The organism is Coprococcus sp. AM97-35, assembly GCF_027697525.1.
GTDB classification, from domain to species: Bacteria; Bacillota; Clostridia; order Lachnospirales; family Lachnospiraceae; genus Allocoprococcus; species Allocoprococcus comes.
In genome coordinates this window covers 68,938-88,760 of the sequence record NZ_JAQESL010000010.1, presented here as the reverse complement: position 1 = coordinate 88,760, position 19,823 = coordinate 68,938, and the positions used below count along the sequence as shown (strand labels likewise).

Genomic DNA, 19,823 nt, shown 5'->3' with positions numbered 1-19,823 from the left:
TTCATAATTTCTCATTCCCCATCCACAACTTTTCGTTCTGAATTGGCAAATTTCGTGTACTGCGGAAGCCATGTAAGCGTTACGGTTCCAATCGGACCGTTTCTCTGTTTGGCAATAATGATCTCTGCCTCATTGACATGCTCCGTATCCTTATTATAATAATCATCTCGATAAATGAACATAACCACGTCGGCATCCTGCTCGATTGCTCCGGACTCACGCAGATCAGAAAGCATCGGTCTGTGATCTGGTCTCTGCTCAACCGCACGGCTCAGCTGTGACAGCGCAATGACCGGCACACTTAATTCTCGGGCAAGCGCTTTTAAGGAACGGGAAATATCGGAAATTTCCTGTTGACGGGACTCATTACGTCCACCAACACTTCCGCTCATCAACTGCAGGTAGTCGATGATGATCAGATCAAGATTATATTCCATTTTATATTTTCTGCATTTGGAACGCATTTCCGAAATCGAAATACCCGGTGTATCATCAATGATCAGGTTCGATCTTCCAATTGTTCCGGCACCTTCGATCAGCTTTTCCCAGTCAGAATCCTTCAGATTACCGGTTCTTAAAAGCTGTGCATCTACATAGGATTCCAGCGAGAACAGACGGTTTACCAGCTGTTCCTTTGACATTTCCAGACTGAATATGGCAACTGTACGGTTCTGTTTAAACGCCACATGCTGTGCAATGTTCAGTACAAACGCCGTCTTACCCATAGAAGGACGGGCTGCGACCAGGATCAGATCGGAGGGCTGCAGACCGGATGTCTTGTAATCCAGGTCAATAAATCCAGTCGGAATTCCTGTAACAGTTCCCTTACTCTTAGATGCTTTCTCAATTTTCTCAAGGGCATTTAACACTACCTGCTTGATCGGCACGTATTCACCGTTTCCTCCGCGGTTTTGCACCAGCTCAAAAACCTGCTTCTCTGTCCTTTCAAGGATCGCCTCCAGCGGCTCCTGTCCCTGATAACATTCATCCGCAATCGCTTCATTCATCTTGATCAGATGCCTCAACGTTGCTTTTTCAGAGACGATCTCAGCATAATACTTTACATTTGCCGAGGTTGGAACTGCTGTTACCAGATCCCGGACAAATTCAAGACTACTGATCTCTTCCGGAACAGCTTTTTCACGCAGACGGTTCTGCAGTGTAATCAGGTCAACGGGTTTTCCCTCATTAAAAAGTTCTACCACTGAATCGAAAATTACACCATATGCCTTTTGATAAAAGTCGTCTCCACAAATGATCTCGGCAGCTACTGTAATCGCATCCCGGTCCATCAGCATCGCTCCGACAACAGACTGCTCTGCCTCTATGCTGTGTGGCGGTACTCTCTTAATGAGTGCTTCATCCATGTCTCAGATCCTCCTAAGCTTCCCCAACGTGCACTTTTAATTCAGCAGTCACTTTCTGGTGAAGTTTGACCGGTACAAGATGCATTCCAGGTGTACGGATCGCTTCTTTGATCTGGATCTTTTTCTTATCAAGATCATATCCAAGCTGTTCTTTTACTGCAATTGCAATTTCCTTTGAAGACACAGAACCGAATGTTCTTCCACCTTCCCCGGTCTTGATCTTGAGTTCTACTTTTGCTGCCTCTAATTTTTTTGCAAGTTCCTGCGCTGCTTCCAGATGCTCCTGTGCAACCTTTTCTTCATTCTGTTTCTGAAGCTTTAAGTCATTTAAATTCTTTCCATTTGCTTCCAGTCCAAGGTTTTTTTTGAAAATGAAGTTTCTTGCATATCCGTCACTTACATTTACAACCTCGCCTTTTTTTCCAAGGGATTTTACATCTTCCAATAAAATAACTTTCATCTTAAATATCTCCTTCTTCTATCATAATATCGATTGTCTTTTTCAGAGTTTCAATCGCTCTTTCCATATCGGAATATGGGAACTGGGCACCGGCAGTGTTGATATGACCGCCTCCGCCGAGCCGCTCCATAATGATCTGTACATTGATCTCATCAATGGAACGTGCACTGATGTAAATCTTACCATTATATTCAGTCAGTACAAAAGAAGCCTTGATCTCCTCAATATTGAGAAGCTCATTTGACGCCTGTGCTCCGATAATAGTGGGACTTTCAATTCCCAGATGTTCGCCTCGCGCGATCGCAAATACATCCCGATATACCTCAGCACTGCTGATTACTGCAGCTTTTGCCCGGTAAGATGCCATATCATCACGGAGGAGTTTTCTTACATAAGTAACATCTGCGCCACATCTTCTCAGGTACGCAGCTGCCTCAAAGGTCCGGACTCCTGTTCTGGACATGAAATTGTTGGTATCAACCAGAATACCTGCATACATACTGTTCGCTTCCATGGAATTCAAACGCAGATCATCGCCGATATACTGAAGAACCTCTGCTACCATCTCACACGCCGAAGAAGCATATGGCTCAATATACGACAGAACCGCATTCTCAATCACTTCATCACTCTGTCTGTGGTGATCCAGAACTGCAATCGTCTTCGTCAGACGAAGCAGGCGTTCACATTCTGTCATCTTTGGCTTATTGGTATCAACAACAACTACCATTGTATTGTCATCTGCCAGTTCCTCCGCCTCATGGGAAGTCACAAACAGATCATCCGGATACTTCGGATCATCAGTAAATGCTTCATAAAGCGGTCTGAGTGTCATAGAAATATCGTTCAGGACAATATTGACTTTCTTTTCCATCGCACTTGCTGCCCGGTAAATACCGATTGCCGCACCAAATGAATCCACATCTGCCATCTTATGTCCCATTACGATCACACGCTCTTTTCCGGTGATAAACTCCCGGAGTGCTTCTGCTTTTACTCTTGCTTTTACCCGGGTATTCTTAGAAGTCTGCTCACGCTTTCCGCCATAATAGCTGATTCCCTTGTTATTCTTCACAACTACCTGATCTCCGCCTCTTGCAAGTGCAAGATCGATCGCTATACGGGCATAATTATATCCTGCAGCATAGGTATCTGTACTGAGTCCAAGCCCAATACTTAGTGTAACCGGAATCTGATTGCCGATACTGACTCCTTTTACCTCATCAAGTAAAGAAAAACGGTCTTTTTCCATTCGATTGAAGCTTTCTTTTTTAATTACAACAAAATATTTGTCTTTCTCAAGCTTCTTCACAATACCGGAAAAATCCGCAATATACTGGTTGATCTTACGGTCGATCAATGCCACCAGAAGAGACTGCCTTACTTCCTCGACACTTTCCATGACCTCTTCATAGTTATCAATATAAACCAGTCCGGCCACCAGCCGCTGCTCTTCATTCGCCCGGATATACCGGTTCAGCTCTGTCACATCCTGAAGATGTATCGCAATAAAATATTCCTTTTCCTCCGGTATCTCCAGAAGCTGCTCTGTCTCACTGAAACCTTCGACCGATACGCACTGGATCTCAGCCTGATAATCTCTGTCAAGATAATTGAATTCCAGGCTTACCGATTCATTGTCTTCCTTTGGAAATACGCCCCGGTTCAACTCCGGAATATATTTACTCAGATAGGTATCCTTCCGGATAGTCGTCCCAAGGACTTCCCGGAACTGTGTGTTCGTCCAGATGATTTTTCCATCATCCAGTAAAATCGCATACGGAATCGAAAGTTCCTTCAGAAGTGTATTCTGGACAATTCCGTACTGCGCTGCAAACTCTACCATGTCTGCCAGAATCAGAGACTTGTTGTAAAAATACATAATGCCAATGACGACTGCATAAACCAACACAAACGCACTCATAAGCAGCCCGGCCTTTCGATCCATCCTGAAGATCCAGATATTCATCAGGATAAGGAAAAGAATCATAATTCCCGGCCATTGCATATACAATTTCAGTTGTCCCTTTAACTTTATATCCTTTTTCATCTTTCAGCCCTCTTAAAACCTATAGATATTTGTATTATATCACCTTTCCGGATATTAGGGAACTAAAAAATGTGCCAGGGCAACGTTCACCCTGACACATTTTTCTTTCTTTTTTTAAGCTTCGTATCCATTCGGATTCATTGTCTGCCATCTCCATGAATCCTCACACATCTTGTCGATTCCGCGTTCTGCAACCCATCCGAGCTCGTTCTTTGCTTTTTCTGCATTACAGTAGCATGTTGCGATATCTCCGGCTCTTCTTGGCTTGATCTGGTAAGGGATCTCTTTTCCACATGCTTTTTCAAATGCATGCAATACATCCAGTACTGAATATCCTACTCCGGTTCCAAGATTGTAAATGCTTACGCCTGATTTTTCCTGGATCTTCTTCAGCGCCTTTACGTGTCCAATTGCAAGGTCAACTACATGAATGTAGTCTCTCACACCTGTTCCGTCCGGTGTATCATAATCATCACCAAATACACCCAGGCATTCCAGCTTACCGATCGCAACCTGTGCAATATATGGAAGCAGGTTGTTCGGGATACCCTTCGGATCTTCTCCCATCAGTCCGCTCTCATGTGCGCCGATCGGGTTGAAGTAACGAAGAAGAACAACATTCCACTCCGGATCAGCCTTATGCAGGTCTGTCAGGATCTGCTCAAGCATCCATTTTGTCCATCCATAAGGATTCGTGCAGGTTCCCTTCGGGCATTCTTCTGTAATCGGGATAAATGCCGGATCACCATATACCGTTGCTGAAGAACTGAAGATGATGTTCTTCACATTATGGTTACGCATAACATCACAGAGTGTAAGTGTACCTGCAATATTGTTCTGATAATATTCAAGTGGCTTTGCAACAGATTCTCCGACTGCTTTAAGTCCTGCGAAATGAATGACACATTCTACACTTTCTTTGTCAAAAATCTGATCCAGTGCTTCTTTATCTCTGATATCTGCTTTATAAAATGTAACGTTCTTACCGGTGATCTTCTCTACACGTCTGATTGCTTCTTCAGAAGCATTGCAAAGATTATCTACTACAATAACTTCATATCCTGCATTCAGCATCTCTACACATGTGTGACTGCCGATAAATCCGGCTCCGCCTGTTACTAAAATTGCCATGATTTTTTCCTCCTGAAATTAGAATCATTTACTTTTCTTTACACACTATAGCACACATTCTGCCTATATGGAAGTGTTTTTACTAAATTATTTGTATTTTTTAGTAAATCAAATGAACTATTTACTAAATTTTAACACATTTCTACTCTTCCCAGAGATTTTCCGGATAAAGACCTTCTTTTTTCAGATTGCGGATCGCTTCTACGACAACCGGTTTGTCTTCTTTATAAGTTACGCCGTACCATTTATCTGCCGACGGAAGAACCGCTGCTGTTGCGCGGTCTGCCTCCAGAAGATTGCTTACGACTGCCGGCAGGAAATATTCACACTTCATCGGATTTTCAGTAAGTCCTTTCTTCAGGAACTGTGGAAATTCTGCTTTCAGCTCGTCCAGTATGCTTCTCGTAAATCCCCACATATTCATGGAAACCAGTGTATCCTCTGGTAAATTTTCCCAGGTTTCTCCATCATTTTCAGTAAATGCAATCTTACCGTCACGCTTCTCAATGCGGGTTCTTTCGGTAATATTTACCAGTTCCCCCTCTTCATTGGTCATACAGATTCCTCTTGCCACATGACCATTGTCTGTTACTGTATTCTTCAGAAGATATCCGACCATCGCATAACGATACTTATCATCATCCTCATGCTCAGACAGATAATTATAAATTGCTTCAAACGCATGTTTTCCATAATAATCATCTGCATTGATAACAGCAAATGGCCCGTCGATCTCATCAATGCAGCTGAGGACTGCATGTCCGGTTCCCCACGGTTTCACTCTGCCTTCCGGAACTTCAAAACCTTCCGGAATATTGTTGATATCCTGAAATACATAAGAAACCTCCATATATTTTGCCATACGGTTTCCTACTGCTTCTCTGAAACTGTCTTCATTTTCTTTCTTTATAATAAAAATAACCTTCTCAAATCCGGCTCTTTTTGCATCAAACAGGGAAAAATCCATAATGATGTGTCCCTCTTTATCAACTGGATCGATCTGTTTAAGTCCGCCATAACGGCTTCCCATTCCTGCTGCCATAATTACTAAAACTGGTTTTTTCATAATTGATTCTCCAATTCTTTTTTAGATTTCAAAACTTTCTCTTTCTTATTCTAACCCCAAATGACTCCTTTTTCAATCGTCTGCCAGACAGAAAAACAGTAAAAAAACAGGACTTCCAAAATGGAAATCCTGTTCTGATCATATTCGATTAATCCTGAACGTATGGCATTAAAGCGATATGTCTTGCTCTCTTGATTGCTACTGTAAGAGCTCTCTGATGTTTTGCACAGTTTCCTGTGATTCTTCTCGGAAGGATTTTTCCTCTCTCAGAAACATATTTCTTTAATTTTGCTGTATCTTTGTAATCGATTTCGTTGTTTTCTTTACCACAGAATACACAAACTTTTTTTCTTCTGCGTCCGCCTCTTCTCTTCATTGGAGAATCCGGTCTGTTTCCTTTTTCGAATGCCATTGTACACATCTCCTTTCAACCTTAATTAAACGGTAACTCCTCATCAATTCCGTCTGGAATGTTCATGAAACCGTCACCTGCATCAGCGCTTGGCGCCGGTGCCGGGGCTGCCTGATAAGACTGTGTATTAGCACTGCTAGCATTCTTACTTTCTGCGAATTCCTGTTCCTCAACAACAACTTCTGTTGTATAGACCTTTACACCATCCCTGTTGGTATAGCTTCCGGTCTGGATTCTTCCGCAAACCACTACGCGCATTCCCTGACGGAAATAACGTTCTGTAAATTCAGCACTCTTTCCGAACACAACACAGTTAATAAAATCTGCGGTCTGTTCTCCGTCACGCTTGAATCTGCGGTCTACAGCTAATGTATATCTTGCAATAGCGAGAGCGTTCTCACCTTGTGAATATCTCACTTCAGGATCTCTTGTCAGACGTCCCATTAAAACTACTTTATTCATACGTTGCCTCTTTCTAAGCTTCCTGTTTCACGCATAAATATCTGATTACACCATCCATGATACGAATTCTTTCTTCGATTTCGCCTGGTGTTGTTGTTTCAGATTCAAAGTGAATGAAGTAGTAGTAAGCTTCTTTCATCTTCTGGATTTCGTAAGCTAATCTCTTCTTTCCCCATTCGTCAACGTCAGTAATGTTACCACCGAAACGTGTAACAAGTGCTTTCACCTTTTCGATTACTTCTGCTCTGGCGTCGTCTTCGAGTTTTGCGCTGACAACAACTGCTAATTCATATTTGCTCATGTCCTGCACCTCCTTATGGTCTTTTGGCTCCCGGATCCGCCGGGAACAAGGATAAATAATATATCACAAGTTGGTATGATATCATAATTCAGGCTTTGTTTCAAGCCTTTTTCCTTATTTCTTTTGTATTTTTTTCAACCAGTCTGCGTGGTACCATTACCTGGTGTCCGCATCCCTGACATTTCAGACGAAAATCCGCCCCTACTCTCAGGATTTCCCACTCTGAGCTTCCGCACGGATGTGGTTTTTTCATCCGGATCACATCTCCGACTTCAAATTTTGCTTCTGCTGCCATCTCTTTACTCCTCTTTTATTCTCCTGCCGGCTGTACATTTACCCTGACACCGTGTACGATCGTTCTGTCATCATTTCCCTCCCGTGTACAGGTGGACAACGTCACGATCTGCGAATCATTTCCCACTTCCACACCTGTATCATACAAAGAAGACGCCTTCGTTGCTTCAAGGAAGGATGCAAACGCCGCATCATCTGCGAACTGATATGTATAGCCTTCGGAAGTATCTTTTACCACTCCAACAGAATAAATCTGATAAGTAGCCACATTGCCATCCGGTGTATAAATATAGAAGGAAGGGTATTTTTCCCAGAAACTTTTTTCGTGATACTGCTCCAGCTCATTAAACATCGTTCCATTATACATATAATGTCCGTAAATGATCGTGTTTCTGTCATTAAAATCCGCATGATTATAAGCATTTACAAAAATCGTTCCTACGGTATTGTCATATCCTTTGAATGTCTTACTCAGATATTCTGAATTATCACTTCCTTGCACAACCGGATAATTGATCACCGCCGGTTCATCAAAACGGATCCATGCAACCACATCCGGATTGATCTGTCTGAGTGCATCAAAATCCACGGAAAATCTGCTTCCATCCTGATCGTCCGTCCCGTTCTCCTGTTCCCCCTTATCTTCCGTAACCGCAAGCTTTACCAGATCATCATACTCACTTTCCCCTTTGTGATATCCGTTAAAGATTTTATACAGCTGAAAGGCAGAAAATGCAAACACACAGATTGCAACGATCAAAATGACCGTACTGATGATTCCACCTTTTTTCTTGCGCCGGTCACGCCTGGAATGCTTTCCATACCGACCATATTCTTTCCGTCCCATAATTTCCTCCTTGGCTTTTTATATATGATGTTCCCGGATTGCTCCATTGCCATGCAATCCCAGAAGTCCTATTTTCTTCCATATTTTCACGATATCAGCAGTATAACATACTTTTTAGAGTTTTTTAATAGAGAGTTTATTGATTTTTGTGTGTGCAGGCGTACAATGTGAACTATCGTATAGTATCATATTCTATAAATAAAAAAGATTGGGTGAATATTATGAAAGAAAAACTGATGCGTTTTATGTATGGAAGGTACGGAGTAGATACCTTCGGCAAATTTCTCTTATGGAGCGGCGTAATTCTGATGCTGATCACAAGCATCTTCCATTTTCGTATTTTTTATGTAATTGGGTGGGCATTCGTGATATACTCTTACTATCGCATGTTTTCACGTCAGACCTACAAGCGTGCACTGGAAAACCAGAAATTTCTCCAGCACACTTCAAAGATCCGTGGATTTTTTGCAAAACAGAAGTATATGGCAGCGCAGCGCAAGACACACCACATTTACAAGTGTCCAAACTGCAAACAGAAGATTCGTGTCCCAAAGGGAAAAGGTAAAATTGAGATCCGCTGTCCAAAATGCCAGACTACTTTTATCAAAAAAAGCTAATGATCAGGAGAATAATCAATTATGCAGGATCCTTACTCAATACTCGGCGTTTCACGGGATGCTTCCGACGAGGATATCAAGAAAGCCTACCGCAAATTAAGCCGTATTTATCATCCGGATGCCAATATCAACAATCCAAATAAAGATCAGGCAGAAGCCAAATTCAAAGAAATCCAACAGGCTTACCAGCAGATTATGAAAGAAAAAGAAATGGGTGCTTCCGGATATACCGGAACAGGCTCCGGAGGTTATGGTGATGCCGGAAGCGGATACGGAGGTTTTGGCGGTTTTGGTCCATTTGGCGGTTTCTACGGTCAGTATACCAATCAGAATCAGCAGACAACCGAGACAGAAGAAGATATTCATCTGCGTGCCGCCGCCAATTATCTGAACAGTGGCCATTATAAAGAAGCTTTAAATGTCCTTTCAGGGATCAAAGACCGTTCTGCCAGATGGTACTATTACAGCTCTATCGCCAATTCCGGCATGGGCAATAATGTCCTTGCCCTGGAGCACGCCAAAGAAGCACTTCGTCTGGAGCCGTCCAACTATCAATATCAGTCCCTTGTCAGCCGTCTTGAAAATGGCGGGAGCTGGTATCGTACACAACAGACAATGTATGGCGGTACACCAACGATCAACAATGATTTCTGCGTGAAGCTCTGCATTGCCAACCTCATGTGCAATCTCTGCTGTGGCGGCGGTGGATTCTTCTGCGGTTCTCCTTATACATACCACTAAATAACAGGAGGAAATATTATATGTTAGATTATCTTGTTGTCTATGAGAGTGAGACAGGAAATACAAAAAAAATAGCAACAGAAATTTTTGCATCTCTTCCGGGGATGTCCAAAGATCTGATAAATCTTCATGAACGTACCGATTTCCCAGAGGCCAAAATTTATTTTGTCGGTTTCTGTGTTCACCGCGGAACCTGTAGCCTCGAGATCGGCAACTTCCTTTCCGGTCTGTCGTACAAATCCGTTGCTCTCTTTGGAACCTGCGGTGCTGGAAACAGCCTGGAATACTACAAAAAGATCGCATCCAGTGTCCGGATCTGGCTTGAAGACGACAATCGTTATCTTGGTTCTTTTATCTGCCAGGGGAAAATGCCACTTGCTGTCCGTCAAAAATATGAATCCTTGCTGAATACACCAGAAGATTGCGATTGCCAGCAAATCCGCCGGCAATTACAGAATTTTGACGAAGCAATGATTCATCCGACACGCACAGATCTTGAAAATGCGGCCCTTTTTGCTACCGAATGTATAGAAAAAGTTAAGTCTATGTAAAAAAAGTGTAAAAAAATATCGTTTCAGTCTACCTATGGAAACTTTCTTGTTATATAATAAGGGTGTCGTATAGCGTCACTTTGTGTGATCTGCATGCAGACTTTTCATATTTAAAGTAGCTGTACGATATTTTTTTGCGACAAAATGTAAACTAATGCTTAAAGAAAAGGAAAACAAAATTATGGGAATTACAATGGTTTTGTCATTGCTCAGTGGGGTAGCCCTGTTTTTATACGGTATGTCACTGATGGGCGACAGTCTGAAGAAAGTTGCCGGCAATAAGCTTGAACTTATTTTATACAGGCTGACCAATACTCCTCTGAAAGGACTTCTGCTCGGTACTGTCGTAACCGCTATCATTCAGTCATCCTCTGCAACGACAGTTATGGTAGTCGGATTTGTAAACTCTGGTATGATGAAGGTCGCACAGGCAATTGGTATCATCATGGGTGCCAACATCGGAACCAGTATCACCGGATGGATCCTATGTCTCTCCTACATTGATGGTTCCAGCGGAATCGCGCAGCTTTTATCAACCGCTACAATTTCTGCAATCGTAGCAATCATCGGAATTATTTTCCGTACATTTATCAAGAAAAAACCGTATTCTGATATCGGTGACATCATGCTTGGCTTTGCGATCCTGATGATCGGAATGCAGACCATGAGCGGTGCTGTCTCTCCTCTGAAAGAGAATCCGCATTTCGTCAGACTTCTGACCATGTTCACGAATCCATTTATGGGAATCCTTGTCGGGATCGTATTTACAGCAGTTTTGCAGAGTGCTTCTGCTTCTGTAGGTATCCTCCAGGCACTGTCCATTACCGGATCGATCACCTTTGCAGCTGCACTTCCGATCACAATGGGTATCGGCGTTGGCGCCGCATGTCCGGTTCTTCTTTCCTCAATCGGAACGAACAAGAACGGAAAGCGTACTGCTCTGATCTATCTGCTGAACGATTTATTTGGTATGATTTTCTGGTCCATCGTATTCTATTCTGTAAATGCCATCGTGCATTTCCCATTTATGGGTGAAATTATGTCACCTTTCCGTGTGGCACTTTTGAATACGGTATTCCGGCTTCTGACGATCCTTGTTCTTGCTCCATTTATCGGCAAGATTGAAAAGCTTGTCTTCTTCCTTATTAAAGATACCGATGAAGACAACGAAGAGCAGGCAGATTTCGATCTTCTTGAGGAACGTTTCCTCAATTATCCGCCACTGGCAATCACACAGAGCCAGCTTGCAGTCAACGGAATGGCAAAGAAAGCATACAAAAATATCCGTCGTGCCCTTGCACTGCTGAAAGATTTTTCAGATAATAAGTTCAACAAAATTCAGGAAAAGGAAAATCTGATCGACAAATACGAAGATAAACTGGGAACCTATCTGATGCAGCTCAATATGCATGACCTGACACCGGAGCAGTCCAAACAGACCGCCAAGTTCCTTCATACGATCAGTGATTTTGAACGTCTGGGTGACCATGCAGTCAATATTTCCCGTGTTGCACAGGAACTTCATGAAAAATCACGTATTTTTTCAGATGCAGCCAAATACGAGCTTCATGTTCTTGAATCCGCATTAAAAGAGCTCCTTGATCTCACGATCAATTCATTTGTAGATGAAGACCTTGTAAATGCTGCCAAAGTAGAACCGCTTCGCGAACTGATCGGTATTTTATGCAATGATTTGAAAATGCGTCATATTAAAAGGCTCCGTAACGGGCAGTGTGATCTGAACACCGGATTTGCATTTAACGATCTGCTCACCAACTATGATCGTATTGCAGCCCACTGTTCTAACATTGCCGTTGCAATCCTGGAACTGGATTCTTCCAATTTCGATATGCACGAATACACTAAGAGTGTACGGAAATTGAAAGACAACAATTATGTATCCACCTTTGATTATTACGAGCAGAAATATAATATCAACGGTTATCAGCCGGAAGCGGAACAGGATACAAAAGCAGCCGCCAAAAACCCGGTCAAAGCTGTTGAAGCCAAAAAATAATCTTACAACGAGAAAGGAATCTGCTGTAATGTCTTCTTTAAATATTTCATCACAGGCGCACATTGCCAGTCAGTCCGTCATCCTAGGTGATGTCACCATCGGTGCAGACTCAAGTGTGTTCTATTATGCCGTTGTCCGCGGTGATGAATCGTCTATCACGATTGGCAAGCGAAGTAATATCCAGGATAACAGTACTGTCCATGTAGATTACGGTTTTCCGACCGTTATCGGTGATGATGTCACTGTTGGTCACAACTGTGTGATCCACGGCTGTACAATTGGTGACGCATCTCTAATCGGGATGGGAAGTACGATTTTAAACGGTGCAAAGATTGGAAAGCATTGCCTGATCGGTGCCGGAAGTCTGGTTACTCAGAACACAGTTATTCCGGATGGAATGCTGGTTATCGGAAGCCCGGCAAAAGTAAAAAGACCTCTTACCGAGAAAGAGATCCAGTCAATTTATAAAAATGCTGCGGATTATGTTGCATTATCGACTGAGCAGTTTGAATAGAATATCAAATCTGAAATATGTACACTAGTAAAAAAAGGTATCGAAAATCATTTATGTTTGATTTTCGATACCTTTTTTATTTACTACAACACTTTATTTTTCATCCACGATCTGGAACACATAGAATTTAAGATAATACGATTCTTCTGCAGACCACAGAATCGGATGATCCGGTGCCTGTGTCCGGTATTCTACCTGTCTGATCCTCTTATGCACATTCTGCGCTGCCTGGTGGATCGTCTTCGTAAAAAGCTCATAATCCATAAAATGCGAGCAGGAACAGGTTGCCAGATATCCGCCTGGTTTTACCAGCTTCATTCCGCGCATATTGATCTCACGATATCCCTTTGTCGCATTCTTGATCGTCTTACGGGATTTGGTAAATGCAGGTGGATCCAGGATTACCACATCATACTGCTTTCCTTCTTCTTCCAGCTTTGGAAGCAGGTCAAATACATCTGCACAGACAAATTCAACTCTATCCTCTAATCCATTGAGTCTTGCGTTCTCTCTTGCCTGTTCTATACCAAGTTCTGAAGCATCTACACCTGTCACATGCTTTGCCCCTGCAATCCCTGCATTCAGCGCAAAAGAGCCTGTGTGCGTGAAGCAGTCCAGCACCTCTGCATCCTTGCAAAGTCTCTGGATTGCCAGACGATTGTATTTCTGATCCAGGAAAAATCCTGTCTTCTGTCCGTCTTTGACATCAACCATATATCTGACACCATTTTCCACAATCTCAACTTTGGTATCAAATTCTTCACCGATAAAGCCTTTGACTCTCTCCATGCCTTCATTCTGACGAACCTTTGCATCGCTTCGTTCATACACGCCACGGATCGTAATTCCATCTTCTGAAAGTACCGCTTTCAAAATGTCCACGATTTCTTCTTTCATCCGGTCAATTCCGAGTGCAAGAGACTCTACAACCAACACATCCGAAAATTTATCAATCACCAGTCCGGGAAGAAAATCCGCTTCCCCGAAAATCACACGGCAGCTTGATGTATCTACTGTCTTTTTCCGGTATTCCCACGCATCTCTCACCCGCATTTCCAGAAATGCATGATCGATCTCCTGATCCTGCTTTCTTGTCATCATACGGATCCGGATCTTAGAATTCATATTGATAAATCCTCTTCCCATTCCGTACCCGTCAAAATCATGGACGATCACAATATCACCATTCTCAAATTCTCCCATAATCGAATCAATTTCATTATCGAATATCCAGGCGCCGCCTGATTTCAGCAGACGTCCCTCGCCCTTTTTCAATGTCACTATAGCCTGACGCATCTTTTCTCCTTCCACATACTCTTACGTATTCTTCTGCAAATATTATCCACGGAGTCCTGCAATGATCCGACCTGGATAGAGCAGAAGATCCAGTCCATCCTGCATAGATCTGACACAGAGATCCGCATTTTTCAATAATTTCCCATAGACCCCTTCCCGGTCCATAACAGCGATGGAAAGCGCCGCCTCTTTCAGCATCCACTCATCGTTTCTGCCATTACCGATTGCCACACAGCGTTTTGCACCGGTTGCTTTTACCAATTCCCTTTTATACTCCTTTGCATTACCTGTCGGAAATGTCTCCAGGATCACCGGAAGCCCTTCGCACTGCGCTTTCGCATTTCCATGCGTATCTGCAGTCAGTACATAAATTCGGAACTGCTCTGAAAGTGCGATAAGACGTTCCTTCACACTCGGCGGGATCACGCCGTCCACAGCGATCGTCCCGTTCATATCTAAAAATATCGTATCAAGTTCTAATGTTTTATATTCCGGAATAACCAGTTTCATAGGAACTCCTTTCCTGCCATCTGGCATGTTGCTTTTTCTATTATAATACATATTTCATACAGACTCCACATATTTTGTAACAACTGATTTATCTGATAAAGAGGAGGATTGTAAATATGAAACCAGTTGTTGGAATCTTATGCTGTGGCTTCGACGGCAAAAACCAGTTTGTAACCGATACCTATGTGCGGGCAGTCCGCATTTCCGGAGGAATCCCCCTACTGATACCGATTCTTCCTCAGGACTTCCCGATCAATTCTTATCTTGACATATGCGATGGATTTCTGCTCCCCGGAGGAGGTGATTTTACACCGTTTCTCTTCAATGAAGATCCACTTCCAGGTGTAGGACAGACCAATCTTTCTGTGGATCTTTTCCAGATTCATTTTGCAGAGGAAATCTTAAAACGTCATCTTCCGGTAATCGGCATCTGCCGGGGTATGCAGGTGCTCAACGCCGCCTGTGGCGGAAGTATCTACCAGGATCTTTCCTGTCAGCCCGGAGATCCTTTTCTGCATATGCAGACCTCACAGAACCGCAGCGATATGTGGCACCAGATTTTCATCACCAAAGACAGCCATCTTCATGAACTAACCGGAGACACTCTGTATACCAATAGTTTTCACCATCAGTCCGTTCATCTGCTCGGGAAAAATGTCCATGCATGTGCACACACTTCTGATGGCACAGTTGAGGCAATTGAAATCGAAGGACAGCCTTTTGCACTTGGCGTTCAGTGGCATCCGGAATCCATGTTTTTTACTTCTCCATGTATGCGGGAATTGTTTTCACTTTTCGTCCGGTCGATGCTTCCCGGAACAGACTAAATCCCTTTTGTCGGGCTGCAGACTCTGCTGTCTGCGGTCCCTTCAGAATATATGTATAATATGTTCACAAACGTTCATAATTCTTTCAAATTATAAACACACTTTTTTCACAAGATACGAGTATACTAATAATTGTCAAAAGGAAATAAACCTTTTCACATAATAAAATTTTTCTTTTTCATAAACGCCGATATTCGGGAAACCGGATATCGGCTCTCCTCATTTTCAGGGGTTATTTCAGATATTCCAGAAGTCCTCGCAGGTCTGGAACGACATGATCTGCCATCTTTTTGACCTCTTCGTCTGCAGGTGTCAGATCCGGAACCATCGTCACATGGCAGCCCGCCTGGTAAGCCGCATTTACCCCGTTTGGTGAATCTTCGACCGCCATGCACTCTTCAGGCTTCCGCCCGATCTTCTCACAGGCATAGAGATACACATCCGGTCTCGGTTTTCCCAATTTCACCATAGATGCACTGATGATCTCATCAAACAGCTCTTTAAATCCGACCATTTCCAGATAACGCACAGCCCTGTCTTCCGCTGTAGCCGTCACGACTGCCGTCTGATAACCACGTCTTTTCAGCTCCTTGATCGTCTCTTCCACATACGGTTTCTTCTCAATTCCGAAACGCGCAATGTGATCACTCATCAGTTCCTGTCTGCGCCGTCTGAGCTCATCGTATGGGAAATCCTCTCCAAAAATTCCCTTCATCTGTTCTCTTGCAAATACGGATGCACAACTGCGGAATTTGTATGCCGTTTCCAGATCCAACCGGTATCCCGCCTCCCGCATTGCCTTTTGTTTGTATACTGTCAGATATTTCTCTGTATCGATCAGGATGCCATCCATATCAAAAAGTACTGCTTTCATCTTGTCCTCCTGTAGTATATTTCATTTTGTAAAAACAATTACTTTCTATATCATACCATTCCCTTCAGGAAGAAAAAAGACGGAGATTTTATTCTCCGCCTTTTGAATGTTTGCTTATATCTATTTTGTACTTTCTGTGCTGCCGGTACTTCCTGTACTGTTTGAACCGCTTTTGCTGCTGTCAGATGAAGTACTTTTCACCTGCTTGCAGTTGTCTGCTACCCAGTCTTCTACGATATCCAGTCTTGCTGTCTTCTCCAGATTCTCCAGGTTTCCGGCATCTTCCAGTGCTTTTTTGAGTGCATCTACATCTTCGTATCCGTAAGCCTTTGCATACTCCTTATACTTCTTCTCAAGTGTCTTATCTGACACATTGATCTTTGCTTTCTCAATGATCAGATCTGCCGCAAGGTTGGCCTTTACCTGATCCTTTGCAGCCTGAGTTGCCTTTGAATTAAAAGTTTCCTCATCCATATTCATATACTGTTTAAGGAAATCTGCAAAATCAACGTTATAATAAGATGCCATATTCTTATACTGTGTCTTGATCGAACTGATCATATTCTTCAGATCCTTCTTCGGATACTTGTTCACAGTTGTGTTCTCAAGTACTGCTTTCCATGCATTTTCCTTGATTGTATTCTGCTGGTTTTCTTTGCTGTTTTTTTTCAGAGATTTTTTAATTTCCTTTTTGTACTCTTCCACCGTCTTGGAAGTATCAGAAACACTCTGTACAAATTCATCGGTAAGTTCCGGTAGATCGGTCTGGCTGATTCCCTTCAGTGTAACGGTAAATACAACTGCCTGACCTGCAAGATCTTCATTTCCATAGTTCTCCGGGAAAGTCAGATTCAGATCAAAAGTATCGCCAATATTGTGTCCGACAACGCCATCCTCAAATCCGTCAATAAACTGACCACTTCCTAATGTAAGCTGTGCATCTGTCGCTGTTCCACCATCAAATGCCACACCATCTTTCTTTCCTTCGTAGTCGATCGTTACCGTATCTCCGGTTTGTGCTGCACGGTCTGTAACTTCTGTTGTAGTTGATTTAGACTGAAGTACACTGTTGATCTGTGCTTCTACATCATTATCCGATACCGCATCCGCATCTACTTTATCAATCTCCACACCTTTATATTTTGTAATCGTAACATAATCATTGGAAATCTCACCGGAGCATCCGGTAAGAAATAATGACAATGCACAGATACCTGCTGCCAGTACTGCTAATTTCTTTTTCATTTTCTTTTACACCTCTTATATCTTCATTCTCTCTGACTGTCCGAATCACCCACATCAGAGCGCTACATATGATTATAACACATAATCCGTCATTGAAAAGGGATTTCCCAAAATTCACATTTATTTCAGATTTTCCATTACTTTCAAAAAGCCGCCAAAAACTTCAAATTACTTGCACTTGTCTACAAACAATGCTACAATAAGCTATGTGTAAATATGATTTGAGGAGGAAAACCCGTGAGTAAGATAACGATCGTATTACTGGTAATTCTTGCCGTACTGCTTATCGCCCTGGTTGTTCTGTATTTCCTCGGTAAGAAAGCGCAGAAAAAGCAGGCAGAACAGGAAGAGATGATTGCAGCTGCTGCACAGCAGGTCAACATCCTGGTTATCGACAAAGGTAAGATGAAGCTTAAAGATGCCGGTTTCCCGTCAGTTGTTCTTGAGAATACACCTAAGTATCTTCGTCGTTCAAAGGTACCTGTAGTCAAGGCAAAAGTCGGACCAAAGATCATGACTCTGATGTGTGATGCAAGCATCTATGATCTTATTCCAGTCAAAAAAGAAGTAAAAGCAACCGTAAGCGGTATTTACATCACTGCAGTAAAAGGAGTCAGAGGTTCTCTTGAGACTCCACCTAAGAAAAAAGGATTCTGGGCAAGACTGCGGAACAAGTAACAAAAAAGGGTAAATGATTCTGAGCTGATTGAATCATTTACCCTTTTTGTTTTATTTTCCTGAAATTGCTTCCTCTGCCTGTGCTTTCGGTCTTATGCTCATTGCGATCCGGCAGTCTGCCGTCGCTTCATGATTCACATCAAGCCCGTACTCCACAGCAATATCAATTCGCTCATCATCCACATTCACATCCAGCTTCCGTGTATGAATTCCGACATGAAGCTGCCCATACGGTGTATCATAATATGTGACATTCATCTGATTCTTCTCAAATACCATATGTGCATTCGTAATTCCGCTCTTCATGATCTCCATCGAATCTTCACCGGTGATCTTGATCTTATTCTTAACCACCCCCGGAATCCCTTCCATTACTTCATCATAAAGAATATAATGCTTTCCGTTCTTCCAGTAATAGCTCGCCGGAGTAATCACTTCGATCGGCTCATTCTCTTCATTTTCTTCCGGATCTGCAAATGCCATATCATGCAGTCCGGAAATCGTCAATAATACATCCTGTGTCATACACGTCATCCAATCTGTCTGTTATTAGATGGCAAGCTGTTTTGCGATATCGTACTGGTACTCCGGAATTCCTTTCTGCATTGCCAGTGCTTCGTTGATATCGAAGTCAATATACTCGCCATGTTTGTATCCTACTACACGGTTTGTTTTTCCTTCAAGAAGAAGATCTACAGCAAGAGATCCCATGATAGATGCATAAACTCTGTCTTTTGCTGTCGGGCTTCCTCCACGCTGCATATGACCAAGAATAGTAGCACGTGTCTCCATACCCGTCTCTTTTTCGATTCTCTTTGCCATATTCATAGAATCACCGATACCTTCGGCATTGATGATAATGTAATGCTTTTTACCGCGTTTTCTGCTTTCTTTGATGTCTGCAATAATCTTTGCTTCATCGTAGTCATGTTCCTCAGGAAGAAGAATCTTCTCTGCTCCATTGGCAATACCGCACCACAGTGCAAGGTATCCCGCATCACGTCCCATAACTTCGATAACACTACATCTTTCATGTGATGTAGATGTATCACGTACTTTGTCAATTGCTTCCATCGCTGTATTAACCGCTGTATCGAATCCGATTGTGTATTCTGTACATGCGATATCAAGATCGATCGTTCCCGGAAGTCCGATTGTATTTACTCCAAAATCAGATAATTTCTGTGCTCCCTTGAAGGAACCGTCTCCTCCGATAACTACCAGACCGTCAATTCCATATTTCTTACAGATTGCTGCTGCTTTCTGCTGTCCTTCTGGTGTACGCATTTCCTCGCAACGGGCTGTCAAAAGAATCGTTCCACCTCTCTGGATCGTGTCTGATACATCTCTGGCACTTAAATCAATAATTTCCTCGTTAAGAAGTCCTGAATAACCTCTTCTGATTCCTCTTACCTTCAGTCCTTTTCCCAATGCGGTTCTTACAACTGCACGGATTGCAGCGTTCATTCCCGGTGCGTCTCCACCACTGGTCAATACGCCGATAGTTCTGATTACTTTTTCTGCCATGATATGTCTCCTCCGTCTCTTCTACTTTGTAACTTT

23 protein-coding genes are annotated in these 19,823 nt (G+C 42.8%); 7 read left to right on the top strand and 16 right to left on the bottom strand.

What is annotated here, in order from left to right; genetic code table 11:
• Positions 1 to 11 precede the first annotated feature (11 nt).
• The 10 genes from dnaB to srtB form a co-directional block, all read right to left on the bottom strand.
• Positions 12 to 1,367 carry a replicative DNA helicase gene (dnaB, locus tag PG840_RS09520; protein WP_270205666.1) on the bottom strand — a complete coding sequence of 452 codons (1,356 nt, stop codon included), beginning with the start codon at positions 1,365 to 1,367 and terminating at the stop codon, positions 12 to 14.
• A 13-nt stretch (positions 1,368 to 1,380) separates the two neighbouring features.
• Positions 1,381 to 1,827: a 50S ribosomal protein L9 gene (gene rplI, locus PG840_RS09515; protein WP_008368899.1), complete on the bottom strand. Its 447-nt coding sequence runs from the start codon at positions 1,825 to 1,827 to the stop codon at positions 1,381 to 1,383.
• A 1-nt stretch (position 1,828) separates the two neighbouring features.
• Positions 1,829 to 3,877: a DHH family phosphoesterase gene (locus PG840_RS09510; RefSeq protein ID WP_270613547.1), complete on the bottom strand. Its 2,049-nt coding sequence runs from the start codon at positions 3,875 to 3,877 to the stop codon at positions 1,829 to 1,831.
• 114 nt (positions 3,878 to 3,991) lie between these two features.
• Complete coding sequence (gene galE, locus PG840_RS09505; RefSeq protein ID WP_022221100.1) at positions 3,992 to 5,008, bottom strand: UDP-glucose 4-epimerase GalE; 1,017 nt, start codon at positions 5,006 to 5,008, stop codon at positions 3,992 to 3,994.
• 142 nt (positions 5,009 to 5,150) lie between these two features.
• Positions 5,151 to 6,074, bottom strand: coding sequence for a nucleotidyltransferase family protein (locus tag PG840_RS09500; protein ID WP_270205667.1), 924 nt, complete (start codon positions 6,072 to 6,074; stop codon positions 5,151 to 5,153).
• Between the two features lie 148 nt (positions 6,075 to 6,222).
• The gene (gene rpsR, locus PG840_RS09495; RefSeq protein WP_008368909.1) at positions 6,223 to 6,486 is read right to left on the bottom strand and encodes a 30S ribosomal protein S18; all 264 of its coding nucleotides are present in this window, start codon (positions 6,484 to 6,486) and stop codon (positions 6,223 to 6,225) included.
• Between the two features lie 21 nt (positions 6,487 to 6,507).
• Entirely contained in the window at positions 6,508 to 6,948 is a 441-nt protein-coding gene (locus PG840_RS09490) for a single-stranded DNA-binding protein (protein WP_055155542.1), read from the bottom strand.
• A 13-nt stretch (positions 6,949 to 6,961) separates the two neighbouring features.
• Entirely contained in the window at positions 6,962 to 7,249 is a 288-nt protein-coding gene (gene rpsF / locus PG840_RS09485) for a 30S ribosomal protein S6 (RefSeq protein WP_008368913.1), read from the bottom strand.
• Between the two features lie 100 nt (positions 7,250 to 7,349).
• Entirely contained in the window at positions 7,350 to 7,544 is a 195-nt protein-coding gene (locus tag PG840_RS09480; protein ID WP_022221102.1) for a DUF951 domain-containing protein, read from the bottom strand.
• Between the two features lie 15 nt (positions 7,545 to 7,559).
• Complete coding sequence (gene srtB / locus PG840_RS09475; protein WP_117824224.1) at positions 7,560 to 8,390, bottom strand: class B sortase; 831 nt, start codon at positions 8,388 to 8,390, stop codon at positions 7,560 to 7,562.
• Between the two features lie 221 nt (positions 8,391 to 8,611).
• Between srtB and PG840_RS09470 the strand changes: the two genes are divergently transcribed.
• The 5 genes from PG840_RS09470 to PG840_RS09450 all read left to right on the top strand — a co-directional run bounded on the left by PG840_RS09470 (position 8,612) and on the right by PG840_RS09450 (position 12,830).
• Positions 8,612 to 9,007, top strand: coding sequence for a hypothetical protein (locus PG840_RS09470; protein WP_022221103.1), 396 nt, complete (start codon positions 8,612 to 8,614; stop codon positions 9,005 to 9,007).
• A gap of 21 nt (positions 9,008 to 9,028) precedes the next feature.
• Positions 9,029 to 9,748, top strand: coding sequence for a J domain-containing protein (locus PG840_RS09465; RefSeq protein WP_195502476.1), 720 nt, complete (start codon positions 9,029 to 9,031; stop codon positions 9,746 to 9,748).
• A gap of 20 nt (positions 9,749 to 9,768) precedes the next feature.
• Complete coding sequence (gene bilS / locus PG840_RS09460; protein ID WP_195502475.1) at positions 9,769 to 10,299, top strand: flavodoxin family protein BilS; 531 nt, start codon at positions 9,769 to 9,771, stop codon at positions 10,297 to 10,299.
• A gap of 181 nt (positions 10,300 to 10,480) precedes the next feature.
• Positions 10,481 to 12,316 (top strand): Na/Pi cotransporter family protein, encoded by a 1,836-nt coding sequence (locus PG840_RS09455; RefSeq protein WP_022221105.1) that lies wholly within the window; start codon positions 10,481 to 10,483, stop codon positions 12,314 to 12,316.
• A 28-nt stretch (positions 12,317 to 12,344) separates the two neighbouring features.
• Positions 12,345 to 12,830 (top strand): gamma carbonic anhydrase family protein, encoded by a 486-nt coding sequence (locus PG840_RS09450; protein ID WP_117835162.1) that lies wholly within the window; start codon positions 12,345 to 12,347, stop codon positions 12,828 to 12,830.
• Between the two features lie 93 nt (positions 12,831 to 12,923).
• Here the strand turns inward: PG840_RS09450 and PG840_RS09445 are convergent, their stop codons facing one another.
• Together PG840_RS09445 and PG840_RS09440 are read right to left on the bottom strand one after the other, a co-directional pair.
• Positions 12,924 to 14,126, bottom strand: coding sequence for a class I SAM-dependent rRNA methyltransferase (locus PG840_RS09445; protein WP_173692361.1), 1,203 nt, complete (start codon positions 14,124 to 14,126; stop codon positions 12,924 to 12,926).
• A 42-nt stretch (positions 14,127 to 14,168) separates the two neighbouring features.
• Positions 14,169 to 14,636: an HAD family hydrolase gene (locus PG840_RS09440; RefSeq protein ID WP_022221108.1), complete on the bottom strand. Its 468-nt coding sequence runs from the start codon at positions 14,634 to 14,636 to the stop codon at positions 14,169 to 14,171.
• 116 nt (positions 14,637 to 14,752) lie between these two features.
• Between PG840_RS09440 and PG840_RS09435 the strand changes: the two genes are divergently transcribed.
• Entirely contained in the window at positions 14,753 to 15,463 is a 711-nt protein-coding gene (locus PG840_RS09435; protein WP_055247917.1) for a gamma-glutamyl-gamma-aminobutyrate hydrolase family protein, read from the top strand.
• A 232-nt stretch (positions 15,464 to 15,695) separates the two neighbouring features.
• Here PG840_RS09435 and PG840_RS09430 read toward each other — a convergent pair whose 3' ends face one another.
• Positions 15,696 to 16,337 carry an HAD family hydrolase gene (locus PG840_RS09430; RefSeq protein WP_008368935.1) on the bottom strand — a complete coding sequence of 214 codons (642 nt, stop codon included), beginning with the start codon at positions 16,335 to 16,337 and terminating at the stop codon, positions 15,696 to 15,698.
• A gap of 120 nt (positions 16,338 to 16,457) precedes the next feature.
• Positions 16,458 to 17,582, bottom strand: a complete 1,125-nt coding sequence (tig, locus tag PG840_RS09425; RefSeq protein WP_270205668.1) for a trigger factor — start codon at positions 17,580 to 17,582, stop codon at positions 16,458 to 16,460.
• 237 nt (positions 17,583 to 17,819) lie between these two features.
• Between tig and PG840_RS09420 the strand changes: the two genes are divergently transcribed.
• On the top strand, positions 17,820 to 18,260 hold the full coding sequence (locus PG840_RS09420) for a hypothetical protein (RefSeq protein WP_022221110.1): 441 nt from the start codon (positions 17,820 to 17,822) through the stop codon (positions 18,258 to 18,260).
• A 51-nt stretch (positions 18,261 to 18,311) separates the two neighbouring features.
• Here PG840_RS09420 and PG840_RS09415 read toward each other — a convergent pair whose 3' ends face one another.
• Complete coding sequence (locus PG840_RS09415; protein ID WP_055247913.1) at positions 18,312 to 18,785, bottom strand: DUF1934 domain-containing protein; 474 nt, start codon at positions 18,783 to 18,785, stop codon at positions 18,312 to 18,314.
• A 24-nt stretch (positions 18,786 to 18,809) separates the two neighbouring features.
• The gene (pfkA, locus tag PG840_RS09410; protein ID WP_055247911.1) at positions 18,810 to 19,787 is read right to left on the bottom strand and encodes a 6-phosphofructokinase; all 978 of its coding nucleotides are present in this window, start codon (positions 19,785 to 19,787) and stop codon (positions 18,810 to 18,812) included.
• Between the last annotated feature and the right edge of the window lie 36 nt (positions 19,788 to 19,823).